This is a genomic window from Saccharothrix coeruleofusca (assembly GCF_017876325.1).
Lineage (GTDB): Bacteria > Actinomycetota > Actinomycetes > Mycobacteriales > Pseudonocardiaceae > Actinosynnema > Actinosynnema coeruleofuscum.
In genome coordinates, this window is record NZ_JAGINV010000001.1 from 1,688,914 (window position 1) to 1,712,353 (window position 23,440).

17 protein-coding genes are annotated in these 23,440 nt (G+C 73.4%); 4 read left to right on the top strand and 13 right to left on the bottom strand.

Translation table 11 applies throughout. The annotated features are described in order from the left end of the window. Positions 1-86: 86 nt before the first annotated feature. Complete coding sequence (locus JOF41_RS07990) at positions 87-908, bottom strand: lysozyme (RefSeq protein ID WP_189226619.1); 822 nt, start codon at positions 906-908, stop codon at positions 87-89. 295 nt (positions 909-1,203) lie between these two features. Between JOF41_RS07990 and JOF41_RS07995 the strand changes: the two genes are divergently transcribed. Beyond that, the gene (locus JOF41_RS07995; RefSeq protein WP_189226620.1) at positions 1,204-1,641 is read left to right on the top strand and encodes a hypothetical protein; all 438 of its coding nucleotides are present in this window, start codon (positions 1,204-1,206) and stop codon (positions 1,639-1,641) included. Between the two features lie 86 nt (positions 1,642-1,727). Then, positions 1,728-4,202 carry a penicillin-binding protein gene (locus tag JOF41_RS08000; RefSeq protein WP_209617418.1) on the top strand — a complete coding sequence of 825 codons (2,475 nt, stop codon included), beginning with the start codon at positions 1,728-1,730 and terminating at the stop codon, positions 4,200-4,202. Positions 4,203-4,210: 8 nt separating this feature from the next. Here JOF41_RS08000 and JOF41_RS08005 read toward each other — a convergent pair whose 3' ends face one another. Beyond that, positions 4,211-5,872 carry a RecQ family ATP-dependent DNA helicase gene (locus JOF41_RS08005; protein ID WP_209617421.1) on the bottom strand — a complete coding sequence of 554 codons (1,662 nt, stop codon included), beginning with the start codon at positions 5,870-5,872 and terminating at the stop codon, positions 4,211-4,213. A gap of 220 nt (positions 5,873-6,092) precedes the next feature. Here JOF41_RS08005 and JOF41_RS08010 point away from each other — a divergent pair, with 220 nt between their 5' ends. Then, a complete protein-coding gene (locus tag JOF41_RS08010) occupies positions 6,093-7,067 on the top strand; it encodes a sigma-70 family RNA polymerase sigma factor (RefSeq protein WP_189226623.1) in 975 nt (324 codons plus the stop codon). Positions 7,068-7,161: 94 nt separating this feature from the next. Here JOF41_RS08010 and JOF41_RS08015 read toward each other — a convergent pair whose 3' ends face one another. The 5 genes from JOF41_RS08015 to JOF41_RS08035 form a co-directional block, all read right to left on the bottom strand. Then, positions 7,162-8,055 carry an SDR family oxidoreductase gene (locus JOF41_RS08015; RefSeq protein ID WP_189226624.1) on the bottom strand — a complete coding sequence of 298 codons (894 nt, stop codon included), beginning with the start codon at positions 8,053-8,055 and terminating at the stop codon, positions 7,162-7,164. A gap of 187 nt (positions 8,056-8,242) precedes the next feature. Next, on the bottom strand, positions 8,243-8,890 hold the full coding sequence (locus JOF41_RS08020) for an NUDIX hydrolase (protein ID WP_189226625.1): 648 nt from the start codon (positions 8,888-8,890) through the stop codon (positions 8,243-8,245). Between the two features lie 43 nt (positions 8,891-8,933). After that, positions 8,934-10,208 (bottom strand): adenylosuccinate synthetase, encoded by a 1,275-nt coding sequence (locus JOF41_RS08025; protein ID WP_189226626.1) that lies wholly within the window; start codon positions 10,206-10,208, stop codon positions 8,934-8,936. A gap of 1 nt (position 10,209) precedes the next feature. Next, a complete protein-coding gene (locus JOF41_RS08030; protein ID WP_189226627.1) occupies positions 10,210-11,196 on the bottom strand; it encodes a hypothetical protein in 987 nt (328 codons plus the stop codon). Position 11,197: 1 nt separating this feature from the next. Then, a complete protein-coding gene (locus JOF41_RS08035; RefSeq protein WP_189226628.1) occupies positions 11,198-12,199 on the bottom strand; it encodes a protein kinase family protein in 1,002 nt (333 codons plus the stop codon). Positions 12,200-12,365: 166 nt separating this feature from the next. Here JOF41_RS08035 and JOF41_RS08040 point away from each other — a divergent pair, with 166 nt between their 5' ends. Next, positions 12,366-13,595 carry an exonuclease domain-containing protein gene (locus tag JOF41_RS08040; RefSeq protein WP_209617426.1) on the top strand — a complete coding sequence of 410 codons (1,230 nt, stop codon included), beginning with the start codon at positions 12,366-12,368 and terminating at the stop codon, positions 13,593-13,595. A 39-nt stretch (positions 13,596-13,634) separates the two neighbouring features. On the opposite strand, the gene JOF41_RS08045 is transcribed toward JOF41_RS08040, so the two are convergent. The 6 genes from JOF41_RS08045 to JOF41_RS08070 form a co-directional block, all read right to left on the bottom strand. Then, positions 13,635-14,852, bottom strand: a complete 1,218-nt coding sequence (locus tag JOF41_RS08045) for a cytochrome P450 (protein ID WP_189226630.1) — start codon at positions 14,850-14,852, stop codon at positions 13,635-13,637. 50 nt (positions 14,853-14,902) lie between these two features. Then, positions 14,903-16,816, bottom strand: coding sequence for an N-acetylmuramoyl-L-alanine amidase (locus tag JOF41_RS08050; RefSeq protein ID WP_189226631.1), 1,914 nt, complete (start codon positions 16,814-16,816; stop codon positions 14,903-14,905). Positions 16,817-16,901: 85 nt separating this feature from the next. Further along, on the bottom strand, positions 16,902-18,008 hold the full coding sequence (gene menC, locus JOF41_RS08055) for an o-succinylbenzoate synthase (protein WP_209617428.1): 1,107 nt from the start codon (positions 18,006-18,008) through the stop codon (positions 16,902-16,904). Next, positions 17,999-18,856, bottom strand: a complete 858-nt coding sequence (locus JOF41_RS08060) for a GNAT family N-acetyltransferase (protein ID WP_209617431.1) — start codon at positions 18,854-18,856, stop codon at positions 17,999-18,001. The genes menC and JOF41_RS08060 overlap by 10 nt, the downstream gene beginning before the upstream one ends. Then, complete coding sequence (locus JOF41_RS08065; RefSeq protein ID WP_209624077.1) at positions 18,853-19,941, bottom strand: M20 family metallopeptidase; 1,089 nt, start codon at positions 19,939-19,941, stop codon at positions 18,853-18,855. Before JOF41_RS08065 ends, JOF41_RS08060 begins: the two co-directional genes overlap by 4 nt. Before the next feature lie 39 nt (positions 19,942-19,980). Further along, positions 19,981-23,286: an LpqB family beta-propeller domain-containing protein gene (locus JOF41_RS08070; RefSeq protein WP_209617434.1), complete on the bottom strand. Its 3,306-nt coding sequence runs from the start codon at positions 23,284-23,286 to the stop codon at positions 19,981-19,983. Positions 23,287-23,440: the final 154 nt, after the last annotated feature.

Below are 23,440 nucleotides of genomic sequence, written 5' to 3' on the forward strand. Positions count from 1 at the left end.
TGCCGGGATGCTGAGGAAAGCGATCCGATCACGCCTGCCGCTTCGCTCCACAGTGGACCGCGCTGTGCGCGGGCGAAGCGGTCGACTCAGCCGTTGGCCAGCGCGACCAGGCGGTCCCAGCCGCCGTTGAACTTGTTCTGGTCGATCGGCGAGGAGGTGAACTGCCAGATGGTGTGGAACGACCAGCGGTGCGGCAGGGGACCGACGACCGTCGCGTACCGGGCGACCCACAGCGGGTTGGTGCCGCTGAAGTCGCCCGCGCGGCCGGTGCAGTGGTCCCACCACTGGGTCGAGGTGTAGATGACCGGCCATCGGCCGGTGCGCGCGTGGTAGGTGTCGCTGAAGGCGCGGATCCAGGCGACCATCGCGTGTGCGGAGAGCCCGTAGCAGGTGTCCACGCCGTACGGGTTGTACTCGACGTCCAGCACACCGGGCAGCGTCCTGCCGTCGCGCGACCAGCCGCCTCCGTTGTCGGCGAAGAAGTTCGCCTGGGTGGCGCCGTCGGAGCGGTCGGGCAGGGCGAAGTGGTAGGCGCCGCGCACCATGCCGACCTGGTAGGCCCCGTCGTACTGCCGGGCGAACTCGCCGTTGCGGTAGCCGGTGCCCTCGGTGGCCTTGACGTAGGCGAAGCGCTTGCCCCGCTGCCACCACCCCGGCCAGTCCACGACGCCCTGGTGGCTGCTGACGTCGATGCCGTCCACGGTGGGCACGTCGGCGTGGACCCGCGCCGGGTTCACCGGCTCCGCGCCCTCGTGCTTGGCGATCTGCGAACCCGCGTAGTGGTCGTCGGAGCCCTCCGGCGGTGGCTGCGCCGCGGCGGGCACGTGCCAGGCGGCCAGGCACCCCAGCACGAGTGCTGCGGCGGTGGTGCGAGCGGATCGCGGATGAGTTCCGGGTCGCGCGAGCATGGATTCCTCCCCGAACGTGTGGAACACCGGGCTCCGGGTCCACCCCTGGCGTTTTCACCCTGCGGGGTCGGAGTGCGGCGAAGGACCTGGGAATCGGCTACCACCGCCATCAGGTGGGCAAAACGACGAGGTCATTTCTTACCCGAGTGGGTGATGGGGTGATTTTTGGCGATACATCGGGTGCCCGCCGGGGCCGCTCCGGCGCGCCCCGCGCCCTCGTCGGGGGAATCGGTGGGCATGGCGTGGCCTGACCGGGGCACTCCGGTGGTGGGACATCCCACGGAAGGCGAGAGCCATGGACACCGTCGCAGTCGATTGGGAGCCGTTCATCGAGTCGTTGCACGAGGCCGCGGCCATCTGGGACACCGCGCTGGCCTGCCGGGCGCGACAGCCGGAGTTGGACGAGGAGGCGGCGCGGGCGGTGGGGGAGCGGCCCCCCGCGGTGGTGCCGGTCACCGCCGCCGACGCGGAACGCCTGATGACGGCGGTGGCCGTGCTCGCCCGCAGGCTCAGCCTGGCCGCCGAGTGCGTCGTCTACGTCACCGCGCGGCCCCGCCTGGACCTGGTCGACGAGGACACCGCGGGGGAGATCGACGCCCTCTCGCTGACCGCCCTGCACGCCCAGGCCATGCGGCACGCCGCCGATCTGGCCAGGGCCGCGTCCGAGGTGAGCATGACCGTCGGTGAGCATTTCGCCGGGCGTTACCCGCAAGGGCGTAGCAAAGGCGCTTAAACGCACTCGCGCGATTTTCCGTACCATCCGGTGAACCGCCCCGCGCGGCCCGCTGGGGTGCGTCGCGACGTCGTACCGTTCCCCTCATGCAAATCGGGGATTGCATGGCGAAACTGCTCGGTCTCTGCCTGGTCGCCGGAATGCTGGTGGCCGGCCTGCTGTTCCCCGTCGTGGGCGCGGTCGGCCTGGTCTCCAACCGGATGAGCGACCAGGTCAAGGACATCGCGCGGATGCTGCTGGAGTCCGACCCGCCGCTGATGACCACCATCACCGACCAGGACGGGCAGCCGATCGCCTACCTGTACGACCAGTACCGCGTGCTCACCCCGCCCGACCGGATCGCGCAGACCATGAAGGACGCGTTGACCTCGGTCGAGGACCGCAGGTTCTACGAGCACCACGGCGTCGACTGGCTGGCCACCGCCAGGGCCGCGCTGACCAACCAGGCGGCGGGCACCGTCGCGCAGGGCGCCTCCACGCTGACCCAGCAGTACGTCAAGAACTACCTGGTGCACGTCGTGGCGCGCGAGGACAAGGACGGCCAGCGGCGGGCACAGGAGCAGACCGCCGCCCGCAAGCTGCGCGAGGCGCGCATCGCCATGCACGTGGAGACCCAGCTGGACAAGGACGAGATCCTGGCGCGCTACCTCGACATCGTCCCGTTCGGCTCGACCGTCTACGGCATCGCCGCCGCCGCGCAGGCTTACTTCGCGACCACACCGGACAAGCTGACCGTGCCGCAGGCCGCGCTGCTGGCGGGCATGGTCAACAGCCCGACGTTCCTGGACCCCGAGGCCCGCCCGGACAAGGCCGCGGAGCGCCGCAACACGGTCATCGACCTGATGGTGCAGAACGGGAAGCTGCCCGCGGACAAGGGCGAGGAGCACAAGCGCGAACCGCTGGGACTGAGCACCCCGGTGCGCCCGCTGCCCACCGGCTGCGTCGGCGCGGGCCCCGAGCACGGGTTCTTCTGCTCCTACGTGGTCAACTACCTGACGGCCAACGGGTTCGCCTTGGAGCAGCTGAAGGTCGGCGGCTACACGATCCGGACCACCTTGGACCGCGCCGTCACCCAGCACGCCAAGCGGGCCGCCGAGGCGCAGGTGCCCAAGGAGACCGCGGGCGTGGCCAACACCATGGCCGTGGTGCGGCCGGGCAGGCAGCGCCGTGAGGTGGTGGCGTTGGTCGCCAACCGGGACTACGGCTTGCGGACCGAGCGGTTCCAGACCCAGTTCGACCTGCCGAGCGCGGTGGAGAACAAGTTCGGCGCGGGGTCGGTCTACAAGGTGTTCACCGCGGCGGCGGCGCTGGAGAAGGGGCTGGGCATCGAGAGCGTCATCGACACGCCCACCAGCTACACCTCCAGGGTGTTCCGGGGCGGTGCGCCGAACTGCCCGGCCACCGGCGAGCCCGACACCCACTGGTACTGCCTGAACAACCACAACGACCGCTACCCGCCGCGGATGACGCTCAAGCAGGCGCTGGCGACCTCGCCCAACACCGGCTTCGTCATCCTGGAGGAGAAAGCGGGCCTGGACGCGGTGGTGGACATGGCCTTCCGGCTGGGGATGCGCCAGACGCTGGCCACCAACATCGCGGGCACGCCGCCGGACCGCAACTCGCCGCGCAAGGAGTTGCGCGTGTCCCAGGCGGAGTACTACAAGAAGGGCGGCAACGCCTCGTTCACCCTCGGCCCGGCCCCGTCGAGCACCCTGGAGCTGGCCAACGTCGCGGCGACGCTGATCAGCGGCGGCACGTGGTGCGAGCCGACGCCGATCCGCGAGGTGCTCGACCGGCACGGCAAGCGGGTCGAGATCGACGAACCCGCCTGCGAGCAGGCGGTGGCCGAGCCGCTGGCCAACGCGATGGCGGTGGGCATGAGCGAGGACGACCAGGGCATGGGCACCGCGGCCGCGGCGGCCAGGCAGTTCAACTGGACGCGGCCCGCGCTGGGCAAGACCGGCACCACCGAGGAGTACAAGTCCGCGGCGTTCCTGGGCGCGACCCCGGACTACGCGGGGGCGGTGCAGGTGTTCAACGACAGCACCTCGCCGCGCGGCATCTGCGTCGGCGGTCCCACGCCGGTGCTGTGCGACGAGGGAAACATCTACGGCGGCATCCAACCCGCGCGCACCTGGTTCGACACCATGTCCAAGGCGCACGAGGGCCTGCCGGAGAAACCGCTGCCGCCGGTGGAGCCGCGCTACCTCAAGGGCGCGGACAGCAGCGGCGGCGAAGCGGCCACCGCGCCGACGACTACCACCGCGCCGACGACCACCACGCCGACGACCACCACGCCGACGACCACCACGACTGCACCGAGGACCCCCACCGCACCCCGGCCGACCTCCACGACGCCCCGGTCGGACAACGCGACCAGCAGCGTGCCCAACGTGGTCGGCCAGCGGGTCGACCAAGCCGTGGCCGCCCTGCGCGCGGCGGGCTACGAGGTGGTCGTGCAACGGGTCGAGTCACCGCAGGAGCCGGGCACCGTGATCGGCCAGTCCGCCATCGGCTCGGCCCTGCTTGGCATCCCCGTCACCCTCTCGGTCAGCACCTGACCCGTTCCTCACGCGCGGTCAGCGGCCTCCTCGCCGTCGAGCAGCTCGTGCTCGCGCACGGCGTCCAGCGCCAGGGTCTTGTACCCGACCTCCTCGAACAGCACGGTGATCCGGTCCTCCTCCACCGACATGACCACGCCCGGCCCCCACTCGGCGTGCCGCACCCGGCTCTCCACCGGGTAGTCCCCGTCGCCCGCGCGGCGCGGCTGCGCGGTTCCCGCGTCGCACGTGTCGCAGTTCCCGCACGGCTGGTCCAGCTGCTCCCCGAAGTAGCCCAGCAGCTGCTGGCGCCTGCAGCCGGTGGTCTCCGCGTACGCCCGCACCATGTGGATGCGCGACCGGATCAGCTCCTGGTGCGCCTCCGCGATCCGCACCGCCCGCTCCACCGCCCGCTCCGGGGCCAGCTGGGGATCGGCGTAGACCAGCGAGCCGTCCGCGGTGGTCGTCACCGCGCCCGCCTGCTCCAGCAGGTTCACCGCCCTGGTGCGCTGCGCGGGTGAGACCGCCACCTCGTCCTTGAGCCCGCGCGGACGCACCGGCGCGCGTCGCGCCAGCAGCGCCCGCGCCACCTGCGACAGCGCCTCCACCGGCGCCTTGGTCGCGGTGAGGAACTTCTGCAGGTGCAGGTCCTCGGGTCGGTAGAACAGCCGGATCGTCGCGGGTTCGCCGTCCCGCCCGGCCCGGCCGACCTGCTGGTAGTAGGAGTCCAGCGACTCGGGCACCGAGGTGTGCACGACGAACCGCACGTCCGGCTTGTCGATGCCCATGCCGAACGCCGAGGTGGCCACCACCACGTCCAGCTCGTCGGCGAGGAAGCGCTGGTGCACCCGCTCGCGGTCGGCCGCCCGCATGCCCGCGTGGTAGGCCGCCGCCCGCACGCCCGCCTCGGTCAGCTCCCCGGCGTAGAACTCGGTGTCCTTGCGGCTGGCGGTGTAGACCAGACCGCGCCGCACCGCCGGGTCCGACGCCAGCTCCACGACGGTGGCGGTGGCGCTGCCGCGCTTCTGCGGGTCGTCCACGCATCGCTCCACCGAAAGGTGCAGGTTGGGTCGGTCGAAGCTGGCCACCACCTCCCGGTGGTCGCGCATCCCCAGCCGGGTGACGATGTCCTCGCGCACGGGCGGCGCGGCGGTCGCGGTGAGCGCGATCACCCTGGGGCGGCCCAGCCGGTCCAGCACCTGCCCCAGGCGCAGGTAGTCCGGCCGGAAGTCGTGCCCCCAAGCCGAGACGCAGTGCGCTTCGTCCACTACGAACAGCGACACGCCGAGTTCGGCCAGCCCGGCGACCAGGTCGTCCTTGGCCAGTTGCTCAGGGGAGAGGAAGACGTACTCGGCGTGACCGTCGCGCACGGCGTCCCAGGCCCGCTCGCGCTCCGCGCCGCGCTGGGCGGAGTTCAACGCCACGGCCTGCGGGGCGCGGCTGTCCCCGATGCCCCCGATCTGGTCGTGCTGCAGCGCGATCAGCGGCGACACCACCAGCGTCGGGCCCTCCAGCAGCAGCGCGGGCACCTGGTAGATCGCGGACTTGCCCGCGCCGGTCGGCAGCACGGCCAGCACGTCGTGGCCTGCCATCACCTGCTCCATGGCCGCCAGCTGGTCCTCGCGCAGCCGCGCCCAGCCGAACTTGTCCGCGGCCAACCGCCGCAGTCGCGCACCGTGCTCCGTCGTCACCGCTGGGGCATACCACCGTGAGTAAATCGGAAACGGCGGTGTGCGTCACCGAGAGTGTGGGAATTCCACCCAAGTCGGTGTCGTTGGAACACGTGCCGCCCCGATCGGGGCGGCGGGCGAGGTAGCCGAGGGCGGACAGCGCCCCATCCCACCCCCTGTGTTCCCCAGGACCGCACCGCGCGGACGAGCGCGCGTGCCCACCGCAGACAAGGAGACGGTCATGTCGGTTTCGACGCGCACCCCCCGCACCGCACGTCGCCGGGAGTGGTCGCCGGACGCGGATCTGGTGGGCCACTACCTCAGCGAGGTCGGCACCACTCCGCTGCTGACCGCCGAGCAGGAGGTCGACCTGTCCCGCCGCATCGAAGCGGGCGTCTACGCCGCGGAGCTGCTGCGCCGCGCCGAAGCCGGGGAGAGCCCACCGCTGGAGACCGAGCGCCGCCGCGCGCTGCGCGCCGTGGCCCACGACGGCCGCGTGGCCAAGGACCACATGATCCGGGCCAACCTGCGCCTGGTCGTGTCGGTGGCCAAGAAGCACGCCTTCCGCGGGCTGCCGCTGGGCGATGTGATCCAGGAGGGGAACCTGGGCCTGATCCGCGCGGTGGAGAAGTTCGACTACGCCAAGGGCTACAAGTTCTCCACCTACGCGACGTGGTGGATCCGCCAGGCCATCGAGCGCGGCCTGGCCGAGCAGACCCGCACCGTGCGGCTGCCCGTGCACGTGGTCGAGGAGCTGTCCAAGCTGGGCAAGATCGAGCGCAAGCTGCGCGCCGAGCTGGACCGCGAGCCCACCGTGGAGGAGGTGTCGCAGGTCTCGGGCACCTCGGTGGCCAGGATCATCGAGCTGCGCGACGCCAGCCGCGCGACGCTGAGCCTGGAGACCCCGGTCGGCGACGACGGCAGCACCTCGGTGGCCGACCTCATCGAGGACACCACCGCCGAGCAGGCCTACGACGCGGTCGAGCAGCAGGCGGTCGCCGCCGAGCTGCGCGCGCTGATCCGCACGCTGCCCGACCGGCAGGCCCGCATCATGTCCCAGCGCTACGGCCTGGCCGACGGACGCGCCCGCACCCTGCAGGAGGTGGCCGAGGAACTGGGCCTGACCCGCGAGCGCATCCGCCAGCTGGAGAAGGAGTCGCTGCGCCTGCTGCGCGACCCCGCCCGCCACGAGGCCCTGCTGGCCTGGGCAGGCTAGAACAGTCGCGAACTGAGCGTTCGGACACCGCGAACTGAGCCTCGGGGCACCGCGAACACCAGGTTCGCGGTGCCCCGAGGTGGTGCTGGGGTGCTCAGGTCAGGGGCTTGCCGCCGGTGACGCCCAGGGTCTCGCCGGTGATGTAGCTGGACTCCTGGGAGGCGAAGAACACGTAGGGCGGCGCCAGCTCCGCGGGCTGCGCCGCCCGCCCCAGGGGCGTGTCGCCGCCGAAGGAGTCGACCTTCTCGGCGGGCATGGTGGCCGGGATCAGCGGCGTCCACACCGGGCCGGGCGCCACCGAGTTCACCCGGATGCCCTTCTCCGCCAGGTCCTGGGCCAGCGCCTTGGTGAAGTTGACGATGGCGCCCTTGCTGGCGGCGTAGTCCAGCAGCTGGGGGGAGGGCTGGAACGCCTGGATCGACGAGGTGTTGATGATGGTCGCGCCCGGCCGCATGTGCGCGACCGCGGCCTTGGACAGCCAGAACATCGCGTACAGGTTGGTCTTGAACACCCGGTCGAACTGCTCGCTGGAGATGCCGAGCAGGCCCTCGTCCTGCGACATCTGGTAGGCGGCGTTGTTGACCAGCACGTCGATGCGGCCGAACTCCTCCACCGCCTTGTCCACCAGCTCCCGGCACGCCTGCTCGGTGCGCAGGTCACCGGGCACCAGCACGGCCTGGCGGCCCGCGTCGCGGACGTGCGCGGCGGTCTCCTCCGCGTCCTGCTGCTCCTCGGGCAGGTAGGACAGCACCACGTCGGCACCCTCCCTGGCGAAGGCGATCGCCACGGCCCGGCCGATGCCCGAGTCACCGCCGGTGATGACGGCCTTGCGGTCGGTCAGCCGGTCGGCGCCCCGGTAGGTCTTCTCCCCGTGGTCGGGCTCGGGGGTCATCGCCTCGTCGGTGCCGGGGTGCTCCTGCTGCTGGCCGCGCTGCTGGTCCGGCGTCGGGTACTGGGTCCGGGGGTCCTGCAACGTGTACTGGTCCATCACCACTCCTCGTAGCTGGGGTGTCGTCGCAGGTGTTCCCCCTCCTCGACCGGTCAACCACCTCCCCGCGCCCGCAAGTACCACCCGCACGGCGTTCCCGAGCGCGTGACTACTACCCGCCCCTGCCTGGGGGCGGGTAGTAGTCAACGGCCCCTGGGGAGAGGGCGGGTGGTACTTGCAGGCGCGGTCAGGGGGTGGGGTCCCAGCGCCACACCAGGGGCGGCCTGCCGCCCTTGGGCAGCGCGGCCGCGTGCCGGGCGGTGCGCTTGAGCCCCGGCACCCGGTCCATGGTGCGCCCCAGGTTCGCCGGGTACGGCCGGTCGCCGGTCAGCGCCTCGGTCACGTCCAGCGCCTGCGCCGTGGTGAACTCCGGCCCCAGCAGACCCGCGGTGAACGCCGGGTCGCGCCACAGCCGGTCGCGCAGCAGCGGGCGGCAGTCGGCCACGATGCGGCTGTGGTCGAACGCCAGCGGCGGCACCTGGTCCAGCGGCACCCACCGCGGGCCCTCGTGCCGCCCGGAGGCCACGGTCGCCCACAGCGCCACCGACAGCGTCGGCCCGCGCGGGTCGCGGGAGGGCTCGTCGAACGTGATCAGCTGGCCCACCGCCGTCACCGCGTCCCCGGCCACGCCCAGCTTGCCGGTGACCGCGCGCACGGCGGCGTCGCGCAGCCGCTCACCCCGCCCCAGCAGCACACCGGGCAGGGCCCGCGCACCGGCGAACGGGTCGTGCGCGCGGGTCGCGATGCCCAGCAGCACCACCCGCGCGTCCGGGTCGAAGCGCAGCGCGAGCACGTCCACCGACACCAGGCTCGACTCGACGCGCGGCGTGTCCATGCCGTGATTCTGGCGCACGGCACCGGATCAGCGTGGCACCGGATCAGCGCGGCACCGGCGTGCGCACCCGGTAGTCCGCGCGGTCGGGCCCGCTGCCGGTCACCACCACCGGGACGCCGGTCAGCTCCTCGAACCGGGCCAGCACCGCCTCGGGGTCGCGCGGCAGCGGCTCCAGCACCGGTGTGGCGCGGGCCACCAGGTCCGTTGACGGCTCGGACGGCAGATCGCGGCCCAGCCCCCGGTAGGCGGTGGCCACTCGCAAGCCTTCCGCCACGTGGTCAAGATGGGTGACGGCGAGCCCGTCGACGCCGCCGCACGCGGCCACCGCGTAGCGCAGCAGCACCGCGTCCAGGTGGCCCGCCCGCCAGCCCCCCTGGTAGCGCCCCTCGGCGTTGTGCCGCTCCGGGAACCGGCGCCGCGTGGCGGGGTCCTCGGTCGGCAGCGGACCCGCGCCGTGGCGGGTCTGATAGGTCCGGGTCACCCCGAGCACCCGCGCCCGGTGGCCCGCGGCGGCCAGCAGGCCGCGCGCGTTGTCGGGGGTGACGGTGGACCAGGTGGTGTGCGGGTGGAAGCCGCGCCACTGGTCCAGCAGCACCCCCTGGGCGCCTTCGAAGACCAGCGCGCCCCGCTCGGCCAGCGCACCCAGCTCCTCGCCGGACACCGTGCGCACCGCGTCGTGGAAGGCCCGGTAGAGCACCACCAGGTCCGCCACGGCGGGCGGGTCCGGCACCAGCGGCGCGTAGAACCGGGCCAGCGCGTCCAGGCCGCGCCGCAGCCGCACCGGGTCGGCGCAGTCGCCCACGGTCAGCGCGGGCCCCGGCGTGCCGGGCACCGGCTGGCCCTCCACCACGTCACCCGGTCCCGCGCCGCGTCGGGACACCAGCGAGTACCACACCGTCTCGCCGATGCCCTTGCCGCACGAGCCGTGCCGGTCCGCGCCCCTGGCGTCCTCGCGGGCCCGGTTGGCGGCCACGTGGATCGGGGTGGTGAGCAGGGCGTCGGCGTCGACCGACAGCAGCCGCAGCGGGTCGGGCACGCCCAGCGCGGCCAGTTCCCGCGCCTCGCTCGCCAGCGCGATCGGCTCGACCAGCACGTGCCGGGACAGCAGGGTCGGCACGCCCGCGAGCGTGCCCGACCCGAACTGGCTGAACGTGTGGTGCCGGTCGCCCACGACGACGTTGTGCGCGGCCTGCGCGCCGCCGTTGAAGCGCACGACCGCCTCGACCGGGCCGTCCTGGCACAGCGCGTCCACCACCGCGCCCTTGCCCTCGTCACCGAAGCCCAGCCCCACCACGACGACGTGCTCCCGCCGCGCCACGTCAGTTCAGCGCCACGTCGTCGGGGCCGTCCAGGCGCGGGGGAGCGGTGGCGGCGGGCACCGCGCGGGCGCGCGCGCCGACCTGCACCAGCGCCCGGCCCACCGCGCGGCTCTCGGCCGCCGAGCCGACCTCGGCCAGGTCGACCATCGCCTGGTCCAGGTCGACCGCGCGCTCCTCCAGGCCGATGGTGGCCGCGATCAGCTCGCACACCGCGCCGGGGTCCTCCAGCTTGAGGAAGTGCTGGCCCAGCAGCTCGCGCCAGTGCTCGGCGACCTCGGGGTCGTCGTAGTACGACGACTGCTTGGGCAGTACGAAGTAGACGTGCCACTTGCGGGCCAGCTCCCGGTAGACCGAGGCGGGGGAGATGTCCTGGCGCACGTCGTCGCCGATGACCCGGCGGATGTGGCGGGCCGCCAAGCGGGGCTTGTTCATCTCGTCGCCGATCAGGAACAGGTAGCCCTTGCGGCCGCGCTTCCGCCAGGCGTCGGTGACCACGTGGCGGGCGACGAAGTACGCGGCCAGCTCGTAGGACTCGCTCTTCTGCCCGCCGCCACCGCCCTCCAGGAAGATCGTGCGCAGCTGCTCGTCCATCCGGTTGTCCGACTCGAACTGGCCGACCTGCAGGGGCACCCGGTCGCTGTCGGCGTCGCCGATGCCGCCGAACATCAGCTGCGGGTCGGCGAGGTAGCCCTTGCGCTGCAGCAGGCCGTGCAGCCTGCCGAGCTTGCGCTGCATGATCTGCGGGACGCGGCCCATCGAGCCGGTCACGTCGAACAGCACCGCGATCGGCGTCGAGTCCGCGTGGTCGGCGGAGTCCCGGCACTCCCGCGCGGCGACCCCCAGCGGGTCCAGCGACGGGTCGGCCTTCCACTGGTCCGCCGGGGCCGCCTTCATCGCGCTGGTGTAGCCGAAGTCGGCGATCCCCTTCGCGGCGCGGAAGGTCTTCGCCGCCGCGTAGGCGTCGTCATCCCACTTGCCGTGTCCCACGTCAGGCTCCGTTCATCGTGAAGGGGCGGAACTTCCGCTCCCCGTAAAGCTCTTCCAGCAGGGCGTCGTACTCGTCGAGCAGGTCGACGGCGTCCGGACGTCCGGCGGGATCGGCTGCCATGCAGCCGCGCGCGAAGGCGCGCTGCCGTTTCTCGTCGTGCGCCAGCACGGTGAGCATCACCGCGTGCGCCATGTGGATGTCGGTGGCCGGGCCGACCGGCTGTCCGTTGTGGACTTCCGCGGGGTAGGCGGCCTGGAAGTCGGCGGCCTTGCTGGTGGCCAACAGCCGTTGGCCGCGTTCGACGCTGAACGACCAGCCCACCAGCACGATGCCGTGCTGCGCCGGGTGCACCAGCACGTTCTCGGGCACGATCGCGCCGTGCACCAAGCCGATCCGGTGCGCGCCCGCCACGGCCCGCAGCAGACGCCGGTGCATCCAGGCGTAGTCACGGCCGTCGAGTCCGTCCGGGTACGCGCGGCGCACGTCGGCCAGCGTCACGAAGCCGTCCACCAGCGGTTCGAACACCGTGAAGGCGCGACCCGCCGTCGCCGCGTCGACCATGCGCGGGTAGTAGGGCGCGAGCCAGCGGTGCTCGGCGGTGAAGTCCCGCAGCGCCCGCAGCGCCTGGTGCTCGGCGTGGAGCAACGGGTTCAGCCTGGGGTCGCGGACCAGTTTGACCACGTGCCGGGCGTCGTCGGTGAGGTGGACGTCGGCGATGCCGCCCACCGCGTGGCGGGGTCCGAGTCGGTAGCGGGCCCCGGAGTCCGCGCGCAGCTCCTCGGTCCGCCGCCACTCGTGGTGGAGCCGCGTCAGCTGCGCCGAGGCGGCGTGCGCGCGTCGGTCGGCCGGGCCGACGCGGTCCGGGTGCAGGGCGACGGCCAGCGCCCGGTACCACCGCCGCGCTTCCTTTCGACGGCCTGGGTCGGCCGAGCGGGGGCCGAACAGGTCGGTGGCCGATCCGGCCCCCTCCACCCGCGCGAGCGCCTCATCCCTGGTGAGCATGGTTTGAGTCTATGTAACTCAAACTCGGATGCGCAACAGTCGGTCACATGTCGATGTGTAAACGGACCCTGCCATTGCTCCGAATGAGTGTACTCGGTGATAGTCGTTAACACCGCGCTGTCGTCAGAACGACAGGTTCGTCAGCGGTCGGTCGACGGGAGGCGCGATGGGCAACGGGTACGCGGTCGTGGACGTGGAGACCACAGGGCTGGCGCCAGGGCTGCACCACCGGGTGATCGAGGTGGCCGTGGTCCAGCTCGACGAGGCCGGGCGGACCGTCGACGAGTGGTGCACGTTGGTCAACCCCCAGCGCGACCTGGGCCCCCAGCACGTCCACGGCATCCGCGCGGCAGAGGTGCGCACCGCACCGACCTTCGCCGACATCGCGGGTGATCTCGCACTGCTGCTTCGCGGCCGGGTGCTGGTCGCCCACAACTTCTCGTTCGACGCGCGGTTCCTCCAAGCCGAGTACGCGAGGTTGGACGTGGACCTGCCATTCACGGCGATGCCCGCCCTGTGCACCATGCGGCTGGCCGATCGCTTCCTGGACACCGCCGCGCGCTCACTGGCCGCGTGCTGCGCCGCGGCGGGGGTGCGCTTGGGGACCGCGCACTCCGCTCTGCACGACGCGCGTGCCGCCGCAGGCTTGATGGCCTGCTTCCTCGACCGCGCGGGCGGGCCGGAGTCGTGGCGCGACACCGCGCACGGCGCGCACGCCTGGCCGTGGCCCGAACTCGCCGCCGTGGGCACCCCTCCGGTCGTGCGCGGCCAGGAGCACAGGGAGGAGTCGCACTTCCTGGCCAAGCTCGTGGACGTGCTGCCCCGCGTGGCGCAGCCGCCACAGGCCGACGCCTACCTCGACGTGCTGGACCGTGCGCTGCTGGACAGGGACGTCTCCGCCGCCGAGCAGCAGGAATTGCTGGACACCGCGCGGGGTCTCGGGCTGGGGCTGCCTGAGGTGACGGCGCTGCACCGCGACTACCTGGGCGCGTTGGCGAGCGCCGCGTGGGCGGACGGCATCGTCACCGACGAGGAGGGCGCGGACCTGAAGCTGGTCGCGGCCTTGCTCGGACTCGGCGGTGAAGATGTCGCGCGCGCGTTCGAGGCCGCCGAGGAGGCCGCGCGAGCCGATGGCGGCTGGACCCGGTTCCGACTCGAACCGGGCGACCGCGTGGTGTTCACCGGCCAGATGAGCCAACCTCGCGAGGTGTGGGAGGAGCGCGCCGCCGCGACCGGTCTCGTGGTCGCAGGCGGGGTCACGAAGAAGACCCGGCTGGTCGTCGCGGCGGACCCCGACTCGTTGTCCGGCAAGGCGGCCAAGGCCCGTGGTTACGGCATCCCCATCGTCTCCGAGGACTCCTTCGCCGACCTGCTCGCCGACCTGCGCGACCGGTAGCCCGGTGCGGGGGCCGGTGGGACCGGCCCCCGCGCGAGGTCAGAACCTGACGTTCAGCGTCACCAGCCGTTGGCCCAGCGGCGGGATCGAGATCCGGTCGGGCGTGTCGTAATCGGGACGGATGTCGGGGCAGCGCTCCAGCAGCACGCGGAAGCACTCGTCGGTCTCCGTCCGGGCCAGCGCCGCGCCCAGGCAGTAGAACGAGCCGAGGCCGAACGCGGTGTGCCGGTTGGGCTTGCGCCGGATGTCGAAGCGCTCCGGGTCCTCGAACACCTCCGGGTCGTGGTTGCCCGCGACCATGGCGAGGTAGAACTGGGTGCCCGCGGGGAACTCGACGCCGCCGACCTCCACCGGCTCGGTGCTGACCCGCACGACCGTCGAGGCGGGCCCGCCGCAGCGCAGCATCTCCTCCACCGCACCGGGGGTCAGCGCGGGGTCGGACTTGAGCAGGGCGAACTGGTCGGGGTTGTCGAACAGCAGCGCCAGCCCGTTGGCGATCAGGTTGGCGGTCGTCTCGTGCCCGGCGAACAGCAGCAGCACGCAGTTGGCGACGATCTCGTCCTCGTTGACCAGCCCCTCGCGCTCCGCGGCGACGAACACGCTCAGCAGGTCGTCGCGGGGCTCGTCGCGGCGCTGCTGTACCAGGCCGCGCAAGTAGTCCTGCATCTCCAGGACGCTGCGCTGGCTCATCCGCAACAGGTCTATGTCGGCCAACCGGAACACCGCCATGATGTCCCGCGACCACGCCTGCAGCTGCTCGCGGTGGCTGGTGGGCATCCCGAGCATCTCCGCGATCACGTTGGCGGGCAGCGGGTAGGCCAGGTCCGCCACCACGTCCATGCGGCCTCGCGGTGCCACCGCGTCCAGCAGCTCGCCGGTCAGCTCGCGGATTCGCGGCCGCAAGCCGTTCACCGTGGCCGGGGTGAAGTACCGCTTGAGCAGTTGCTGGAACCGGACGTGGTCTTCCTCGTTGGTGTGCCCCATCCATAACGCCATGGACGTGCGCAGGGGGATCAGCTCGTCCTGCTCCGCTTGGCTCAACCGGTTCAGCCCCTGGCTGAGGTTGCCGGTCGTCAAGCGCTTGTCCTTCAGCAGGGAGACGACGTCCGCGTGGCGCGTCACCAGGTACGCGCCGAGCTGGGGCAGCAGGCACACCGGGCTCTCCGCGCGGATCTCGCGCAGCAGCGGCATCGGGTCCCGCAGCACTTCGGGATCGAACAGGTCGTAGGAGGGCAGTGTGACGGCAGGATCGCTCATGGTTGCAGTGTGTCCGAGCGATCCCGCCCGCGCCAGGCCCCGCCGTCCTCCTACCAGCGCCAGGTCAAGTCCACTTCGGACGCTTTGACGAAGGCGACCCGGTGGCCGAACTGGATCTCGTAGTAGCGCTGGTCGCCGCGCACCACCACGCGCGGGCCCTCCCAGGTCTGCGCGAAGTAGTAGGCGGTCGGCGGGCGGAGGTCGCCGACCGCGTAGAACTGACCGGCGGGCAGCGCGTACTGCAACGGGGTCACCGCCTGGTACGGCACACCGGTGCCCTCGTAAGCCGCTTCCTCCGGGTAGGCCCGACCGTAGACCGACACCTGCGGCAACCCCCGCTTCGGCGTCACCAGCCAGCCGCCGGAACCGACCGCGGTGGGCGCGGAGGGCGGGTTGCGCAACCACGCCTTGCCGCCCAGGTACCAGATCGCGGTCCACTCGCCGCGCCGCTCGGCCACGGCGAACCGCTGGCCGGTGTCCACCCGGCCGCCGATGTCGCTGACCTGGCGGGTGCTGGCGGAGCCGTCCGGGCGCAGGCCGATGTCGGGCACCAGCGGGCTGTCCTCGCTCGGTTCGGTGTGCAGGAACACCGACGTGCTGCCGCGCGCCGGGCACGGGTCGGCCGGGCGGGCGCTGTCGCAGCCGGTCATGGCGGGCCGGTTGGTCGCGAAGTCGGGCTTGATCAGGACCGAGGCCGACCGGGAACCGCCCACCCCGCGCAGCGGCGCGCCGAGCAGGTCGAAGTAGTGCGCCCAGTCCCAGTAGGGACCGGGGTCCCAGTGCATGCCGCGAACCGTCGAGGGCACGGTGCCGGGCACGTTGTCGTGGCCGATGATGTGCGCGCGGTCCAGCGGGACGCCGTAGCGCTGCGCCAGGTACCGCACCAGGCGGGACGAAGACCGGTACATCGACTCGGTGTACCAGGTGCCCTGCGCGGCGAAGCCCTCGTGCTCGATGCCGATCGAGTGCGCGTTGACGTACCAGTTGCCCGCGTGCCAGGCCACGTCCTCGGCCTTGACGTGCTGCGCCACGTGCCCGTCGCTGGAGCGGATGGTGTACTGCCAGCTCACGTACGTCGGGTCGCGCACCAGGTCCAGCGTGCGGTCGTAGGTGGCCTCGGTGTCGTGCACGACGATGTAGCGGATGTCCAGGTCGCGGGGCCGCCGCGCCTGGTCGTGGTTGCCGTACGCGCCGGGGTCGCTGGGGTCGTAGTGCTCGTAGGGGGCGGGCAGCCACTCGCAGCCCAGCCGTGCCGGGCACTCCGCGCCGGGCTCGGGGGGCCGCAGGCCCAGCCGGTCGACCTGCTCGACGGCGGGGCGCACGCCCGCGTCGGCGGGTAGCGTCACGGTCGTGCCGCTGTCGGTGGTGCGGGTGGCGCCGCTGCGGATGACGTCGAAGACGTCGTCGGCGAACTGCCGCGCGGTGGTCACGTCCTCGGCTCCGCTGTACCGGGCGACCGCGCCGTACCAGGCGCCGGGTTCGCTCGCGGGCGCGCCCAGCTCCCGCTGGTACCGGGCCAGCAGCGCCGCGCCGCCGCGGATGTTCTGCCGCCGGTCGGACCGCAGCCGCTCCAGGGGGACGCCGGTCAGCTCGGCGGCGCGGTCGATCGTGCGCAGCGAGTCCGGCACGGTGGTGGTGGGCGTGCTCTGCCTCGGCGACAGCGGTCGGGCCGTGTCGCCGCGGGGGTCCTCCTCACCGTCGTGGTGCTCGCCCTGCCGCAGCCGCGCGCCGTCGGTCAGGTGCATCGGGCCGTAGCCGCCTGCTCGGCTGGGTTCGCCCGCGTTGCCGTCCCACCGGGACTGCAGGTACGACACGCCGAGCAGCACGCTGACGGGGACGCCGAACTCCCGCGCGGCGGCGGTGTACTCGTCCTGCCCGTCGGGCGCGGCGGACGCTGCGGGCTGCGCGACGACCAGCGCCGCGAGCAGGGCCACAGCGGACAGCGACGCGGTTGTCGTGCGCATCCCGTTTCCCTCCCCCGGAAGACCGTGGTGTGGGCAGTTTTCCGCACGGTGCGGTGATTTGTAAATGTCCCACCCGACCGGGGGATCAGCGGGGCAGCCACTCGGTGGAGGTGGTCACCTCGGCCAGGGCGTCGGGCAGCGGATCGACGCCGAGGCCCGGCGCGGTGGGCACCGCCAGGTGGCCGTCGCGGAGCACGAACGGCTCGGTGATGTCGGCCCGGTAGTAGCGGTCCGAGGCGGAGGTGTCGCCGGGCAGCGTGAAACCGGGCAGCGCGGCCAGCGCCACGTTGGCCGCCCGGCCCAGCCCGCTCTCCAGCATCCCGCCGCACCACACCGGCACGCCGTGCGCGGCGCACACGTCGTGGACCCGGCGCGCCTCCAGGTAACCGCCCACCCGACCGGGCTTGACGTTGACCACCCGGCACGCGCCCAGCCGGATCGCGTCGGCGGCCGCGCGGGCGGAGGTGATCGACTCGTCCAGGCAGATCGGCGTGCCGACCACCTCGGCCAGCCCGGCGTGCCCGAGCAGGTCCTCCTCCGCCAGCGGCTGCTCGACCAGCAGCAGGCCGAACGGGTCCAGCCGGGCCAGGTGGGCGGCGTCGGCGCGGGTGTAGGCGGCGTTGGCGTCGACCTGGAGCAGCAGGTCGTCGCCGAAGCGCTCGCGCACCGCGCGCACCGGCTCCACGTCCCAGCCGGGTTCGATCTTGAGCTTGATCCGGAGGTAGCCCTGGTCCAGGTAGTCCGCGACCGCGTCGAGCAACCGGGGGACCGAGTCCATGATGCCCACCGACACCCCGCACGGGACGCGGTCGCGCACCGCGCCCAGCTCCCGCGCCAGCGGCCTGCCCGCCGCCCGCAGTTCGGCGTCCAGCACGGCCATCTCCAGCGCCGCCTTGGCCATCCGGTGCCCCTTGAACGCCGCCAGCGCGGGGGCCACGGCGTGCGCGTCCAGGCGCGGGTGCGCGGCCAGCGCGGGGATCAGGTGGGTCCGCAGCACGTGCTGCGCGGCCTCGACGTACTCCGAGGAGTACAGCGGGGCCGCGGGCGCGACGCACTCGCCCCAGCCCTCGGCCTGGTCGGTGACCACGCGCAGCAGCAGGACGTCGCGGGTGGTCTCGGTGCCGAACGACGTGCGGAACGGCGCCACCAGCGGCATCCGGACCCTGCGCAGCTCCACCCCGGTCAGCTCCATCGCTCTCCTCTGCTGATCACGTACCACCCGGCGCGGTCGAACCCGGTCGCCCTCGGACCCTCGGCGACCAGCGGCGAGAGCACCTCGCGCACCGCCACCCGCCACCGCCGGGCCAGCCCAGGATCGGTGCGGCGCAGGGCGGTCACGTCCGGCGGCACCGCCACCAGCACGGTCCCGCCGTCGGTCGAGCCGGGGACCGGCGCGCCGCGCTCGTCACGCCCCAGCGCGACCACCGCCGCGCCCGCCCGCTCGGCGTCGGGCCGGGCGGGGGAGCCCGCGCACGCCGCCTCGACCTCGGGGGCGGCCAGGTCCCAGCGGACCAGCAGTCGGTCGGTGGCGTCGCCGCCGTTGATGGCGTCGCGCATGCCGCCGTAGAAGTCGGGCAGGTATTCGGCGACCGCGCCGCCCAGCTTGGCGAGGTTGAAGTAGGCGTTGCGGCTCACCAGCGGGTCGAACGTCCAGGTGATGGCGGTGACCCCGCGCCGCAGCGCCCACGCGCGCTGGTGCAGCTTGAGCGCGAATCCGACGTCGCGGCCCAGTGAGGTCGGGGCGACCCCGGTGACGTGGCTGTGCATCACGCGGTCCGCGGGCGGGCCGAAGAACGCCACGCTGGCACCCACCAGCGTCGTCCCGTCATAGGCGCCCGCGACGTGGTTGCCGCCCTTGGTCAGGGCGCGCAGCAGCTCCGTGGTCACCGGCGGGTTCGTCGGGTCGGGTCGCCAGATGTCGTCGTAGAGCCGGTAGACGGCGTCGAGGTCGGGCAGGTCGGTGAGGTCGCGGACGCGCACCCCCGCCGCCCGCGAGGCCGCCTCGGCCGCGTGGGCGGCGGTCTCCGCGATGCCGGTCATGCCCCGTCCCCGGTCAGCAGGTCGGCGACCAGCGCCGCGACCAGCGCCGCCCTCGGCGCGAGTTCGGCGACCAGCACGTGCTCGTCGTCGGCGTGCGCGCCGCCGCCGACCGCGCCGAGCCCGTCCAGCGTGGGGGTGCCCACCCCGGCGGTGAAGTTGCCGTCCGAGCCGCCGCCCACCGCCACCCCGCTCAGCGGGGGCAGCCCGAGCGCCGCCGCGACCGCCGAAGCGCGCTCGAACAGCGCCGCCGACGCGGACCCCGGCAGCGGCGGGCGGTTCGGCCCGCCGGAGACCTCCACCCCGGCACCCGCCAGCACGGGCCGCAGGGCGCGCATCGCGGCGTCCACCCGCCGCTGCTCCGCCGCGTCGCGGGCGCGCACGTCGACCGCGACCTCGCCCAGCGCGGGGACGGTGTTCGCCGAGGACCCCGCCGACATCAGCGTCGGGGTGACCGTCGTGCCGCGTCCGGGGTCGGCCAGCGCGGCCACCGCCAGCACCTGGTGGGCCAGCTCGACGGTGGCGTTGACGCCGAGCTCGGGTTCCAGCCCCGCGTGCGCGGCCCGGCCCCGCACCCGCACCCCGTAGCGGGAAACGCCCTTGCGCTCCAGCTTGAGCGCCCCGCCGCCCGCCGACGCCTCCAGCACCAGCGCGGCGGCGCAGCCCGCCGCCTCGGCCTCGACCAGCGCGCGCGAGGTAGGGGAGCCGATCTCCTCGTCCCCGGTGACCAGCAGCGTCACGCCGGACCGGTCGGGGAGCGCGGCGAGGGCGTGCATCGCCAGCACCAGCCCGGCCTTCATGTCGAAGCACCCCGGACCGCGCAGCACACCACCGTCCACAGTGAACGGATGTGTCATCAAGGTGCCCAGTGGCCACACCGTGTCGTGGTGACCCACCACCAGGACGCGCCGCGGCCCGTCCCCGAACCGCCAGCGCAGGTGCGTCCGGCCGTCCACGACGACGCGCTCCGGCTCGACACCCAACCGCTCGACGCCCAGCCGCGCCACCGCATCGGCACTGCGCGCCACCGCCGCCAAGTCCGACGAGGGCGACTCGCACGTCACCAGGGTCTCGATGTCACGCAGCATCACGGGCAGCGCCGCCCGCATCCGCTCCGCCGCGTCCACTCAGGACACCTTGGGAGTAGCGCGGCTGCTGAAGTGCAAGTACCGCTCGCCGGTCGGCAACCGGTAGAACACCACCGGCACCCACGAGCTGTGCTGGGGCTCCCACACCACGAACACGTTCTCCTCCAGGGCAACCAGCTCGTACTCCATGGGGGGTTCGGGCAGCAGCTCGGCCAGCGCGCCGGTGATCGTGCTGCGCAGCACCCCGCCCTCCAACACCTCCAGCCGCTGCGCGGTCCGCTCGTAGGTCCCCACCACGTCGTCGAGGTCCACCGGCACCGGGTCGGCGGGTGGTGCGAGCCGGTTCGGCATCGTCACACCCGCCAGCTCGGCGAAGATCTCCCGGTACAGGTCCTCGTAGAGCGGGCGGGCGCTGTCGCTGTTGGTCAGCAGCACCACGGCCAGCCCTTCCTCGGGCAGCAACCGCAGGTAGGCCGACTGGCCGATGGTGCTGCCGTCGTGACCGACCAGCCTGCGCCCGTCCCACTCGGTGCGGCACCAGCCCAGGCCCCACGAGTCGGCGATCAGGTGCCCGCTGGGCAGGTCGACCTGGGCGGCGGCCATCGCCGCGGCGCTGTCCTCGCCGAGCAGCCGGTCGCCGTCCGGCCCGAGACCGCCGGTCAGGTGCAGCCGGGCGAAGGCGAGCACGTCGGCCGCCGTCGAGCTGATCAGCCCCGCCGGTCCCAGTGCCCTCGGCAGGCCCCAGACCTCGGCGGGCACGGCTTCCGGCGCGCCGAAGTGACCGACGGCGGCGCGGTGCAGCAGCGCCTGCTCCGGCAGCGTCACCGTGCGCCGCAGGCCGAGCGGGGCGAGCAGCAGCTCCCGCAGCGCCGCGTCCCAGGTGCCCCCGGTCAGCCGCTCGACGACCCGGCCGAGCAGCGAGAAGCCGGAGTTGCAGTAGGACCAGGTGACGCCGAGCGGGTGGTTCTGCGCCACCTCCGCCAACTCCGCCACGTACCGCTCCAGGCAGTCGTCGCCGCGCCCGGTGTCGGTGAACACGTCGCCGTCGATGCCGCTGGTGTGGGTCAGCAGGTGCCGCGCGGTGACCCGCGCCGCCACCTCCGGGTCGGCCAGCCGCAGCTCGGGCAGCACGTCGGCGACCGGCGCGTCCAGGTCCAGCCGCCCCTGGTCGACCAGCCGCATGACCACCGTCGCGGTCCAGACCTTGGTGATCGAGCCGAGCTGGAACAGCGAGTCGGTGGTGGCGGCCACCCCGGTGGCGCGGTTGAGCACCCCGTGCGCCGCCTCGACCAGCTCGTCCTCGCCGTCCGGGCGCACCCGCAGCACGCCGAGCACCGCGCCGGGCACGCCGTGCCGCTGGGCCAGCGCGGTGAGCCTGCGCTGCCAGTGCGCCGCGTCCAGCCGGGGGCGGCGCGGCCCGCTCGCCGAGCCCGCGTACTGGCGCACCCAGTCCACCACGCGCCGGTTGAAGTCGATCCGGTGCGACGGCGGGCCGTTGAGGACGAACAGGTGCGAGCTGCCGGGGTAGAGCACCAGCCGGGTCGGCACGCCCAGCTCGCGCAGCGCGGTGTGCCACTGCTGGGCCTGCCCCACCGGGCAGCGCAGGTCCTCCTGGCCGTGCAGGACCAGCGTCGGGGTGCGCACGCGGTCCACGCGCGCCATCGGCGACATCCCGCCGTAGTCCGGGTCACCGGTCCACGGCCTGCCGCCCAGCTCGTGCTCGCTGATGAACCGCCCGCCGTCGGAGGTGCCCACCATGCTGGTCAGGTCGGTGACCGCGCCCCCGGCCACGGCCGCGGCGAACCGGTCGTCCCGGCTGGTCAGGTAGCAGGTCATGTAGCCGCCGTAGCTGTAGCCCGCCACGGCCAGCCGCCGCGGGTCCGCCAAGCCCTCGGCGACCAGCTGGTCCAGCGGCTCCAGGAAGTCCCGCGCGTCCGCGGTGCCCCAGGCACCCAGCGCGGCGTTGTAGAACGCCTCCCCGTAGCCGTCGCTGCCGCGCGGGTTGAGCAGCAGCACGACCCAGCCGAGCGCGACCAGCTCCTGCTGGTACAGGCGCGCCTCGTCGGCGGTCCCGCTCCACGCGTTGTGCGGGCCGCCGTGGATGTCCAGCAGCAACGGGCGCGGACCCTCGAAGGACGGGTCGCGGATCAGCCAGCCGTGCACCACCGTGCCGTCGCCGATGGTGAACTCGCGCTCCTCGCACGGGAACGGCTCGGCGTCGTCGTCATGCACCGCCAAGGTGGTCTCGGCTCCCGTGGCCGGATCGACCCGGACCACCCGGCCGAACGAGGTCGGCGTGCCGAGCACGACCACGGCGGAGCCGCCCGCCACCGACAGCCCGGACACGGTGCGCCCGGCGCCGGTCACCAGCGCGGTGGGCGCACCGCCGTCCACCGGCGCGGAGTACAGGTGCGTGCAACCCCGGTCGCGCACGCAGAACAGCACCGCGCGGCCGTCGTCGGTCAGCCGCGGCACCCCGCCGGGGTAACCGGGGCCGCCGGGCATCACGTTGCGGTCCAGCGGGCCCGCCAGATCCACCGGGTCGCCGCCGTCCAGCGGCAGGCGCAGCAGCCTGGCGTGGCCCACCGGCCCGGCGGTGCGCGCCACCACCAGCAGCGCCGAGCCGTCCGCCGTCCACGTCACCGCGTCGGTCACGTGCTCGGCCGGGCCGACCGGGATGGGCGTGGTGAGCGGCCCGGTCACGTCCACGACGTGCGCCGGGGCGCTGCTGACCAGGTCGGCGTCCGGCGCGGTCGCGGCGGCGAAGGCGAGCTTCGCGCCGTCCGGCGACCAGGAGGGCGCCCCCGCGCGCCAGTCGCCCTCGGTGACCTGGCGGCACCGCCCGGTGGCGAGGTCGAGCACGTGCAGGTGCTCGCGCCTGGTGCCCAGCGGACCCGCGCCGTCGGCCTGGTAGTCCAGCCGGTCGGCCACCAGCGGGGCGGCGGGGCGCGCGGGGCCGTGCGGGTCCACCGGCGCGGTGAAGGCGATCCGCGTGCCGTCCGGGCTCCACACCGGCGGGCCCGCGCCCAGCGGCGAGGAGGTCAGCCGCTCCGGCTCGCCACCGCCCGAAGGCAGCAGCCACACCTGCGGCGGGCCGTCCTGGGCGCGCAGGAACGCGATGCCCGTGCCGTCCGGGGACCACGCGGGCGCGGAGTCGGCGTGCCCGCGGGTGAGCTGCCTGGCCCGCCCATCCGCGGTCACCCGCCACAGGGCGCGGTTGTCGCGGTCGGCCTCGGCGTCGGCGGTGCGCAGCACGTAGACGGCTTGGGAGCCGTCCGGTGACAGCGCGGGCTGCTCCGGCACGGCGAACGAGGTCAGGTCCTCGACGCGCCTGCGCCGGGTCACCGGCGGCTCGCCGGTCGCGCGAAGCCCGCTGCGGTGGTCTCGACTGGTGCCATGGTCGTCTCCCCCCATAGGTCCCTGAGGCCAGCCTGCCTCAGGTGGGTGGGCGTTGTCTCGTCATGGCGCACCGGGATCGGGCGTCGGTCCGCGCGGCCTC

Bases quoted from the DNA above. Each gene is read 5' to 3' on its own strand.
- JOF41_RS07990 (WP_189226619.1), bottom strand. From the start codon at position 908: ATGCTCGCGCGACCCGGAACTCATCCGCGATCCGCTCGCACCACCGCC.
- JOF41_RS07995 (WP_189226620.1), top strand. From the start codon at position 1,204: ATGGACACCGTCGCAGTCGATTGGGAGCCGTTCATCGAGTCGTTGCAC.
- JOF41_RS08000 (WP_209617418.1), top strand. From the start codon at position 1,728: ATGCAAATCGGGGATTGCATGGCGAAACTGCTCGGTCTCTGCCTGGTC.
- JOF41_RS08010 (WP_189226623.1), top strand. From the start codon at position 6,093: ATGTCGGTTTCGACGCGCACCCCCCGCACCGCACGTCGCCGGGAGTGG.
- JOF41_RS08015 (WP_189226624.1), bottom strand. From the start codon at position 8,055: ATGGACCAGTACACGTTGCAGGACCCCCGGACCCAGTACCCGACGCCG.
- JOF41_RS08020 (WP_189226625.1), bottom strand. From the start codon at position 8,890: ATGGACACGCCGCGCGTCGAGTCGAGCCTGGTGTCGGTGGACGTGCTC.
- JOF41_RS08035 (WP_189226628.1), bottom strand. From the start codon at position 12,199: ATGCTCACCAGGGATGAGGCGCTCGCGCGGGTGGAGGGGGCCGGATCG.
- JOF41_RS08040 (WP_209617426.1), top strand. From the start codon at position 12,366: ATGGGCAACGGGTACGCGGTCGTGGACGTGGAGACCACAGGGCTGGCG.
- JOF41_RS08045 (WP_189226630.1), bottom strand. From the start codon at position 14,852: ATGAGCGATCCTGCCGTCACACTGCCCTCCTACGACCTGTTCGATCCC.
- JOF41_RS08050 (WP_189226631.1), bottom strand. From the start codon at position 16,816: ATGCGCACGACAACCGCGTCGCTGTCCGCTGTGGCCCTGCTCGCGGCG.
- menC (WP_209617428.1), bottom strand. From the start codon at position 18,008: ATGGAGCTGACCGGGGTGGAGCTGCGCAGGGTCCGGATGCCGCTGGTG.
- JOF41_RS08060 (WP_209617431.1), bottom strand. From the start codon at position 18,856: ATGACCGGCATCGCGGAGACCGCCGCCCACGCGGCCGAGGCGGCCTCG.
- JOF41_RS08065 (WP_209624077.1), bottom strand. From the start codon at position 19,941: ATGCTGCGTGACATCGAGACCCTGGTGACGTGCGAGTCGCCCTCGTCG.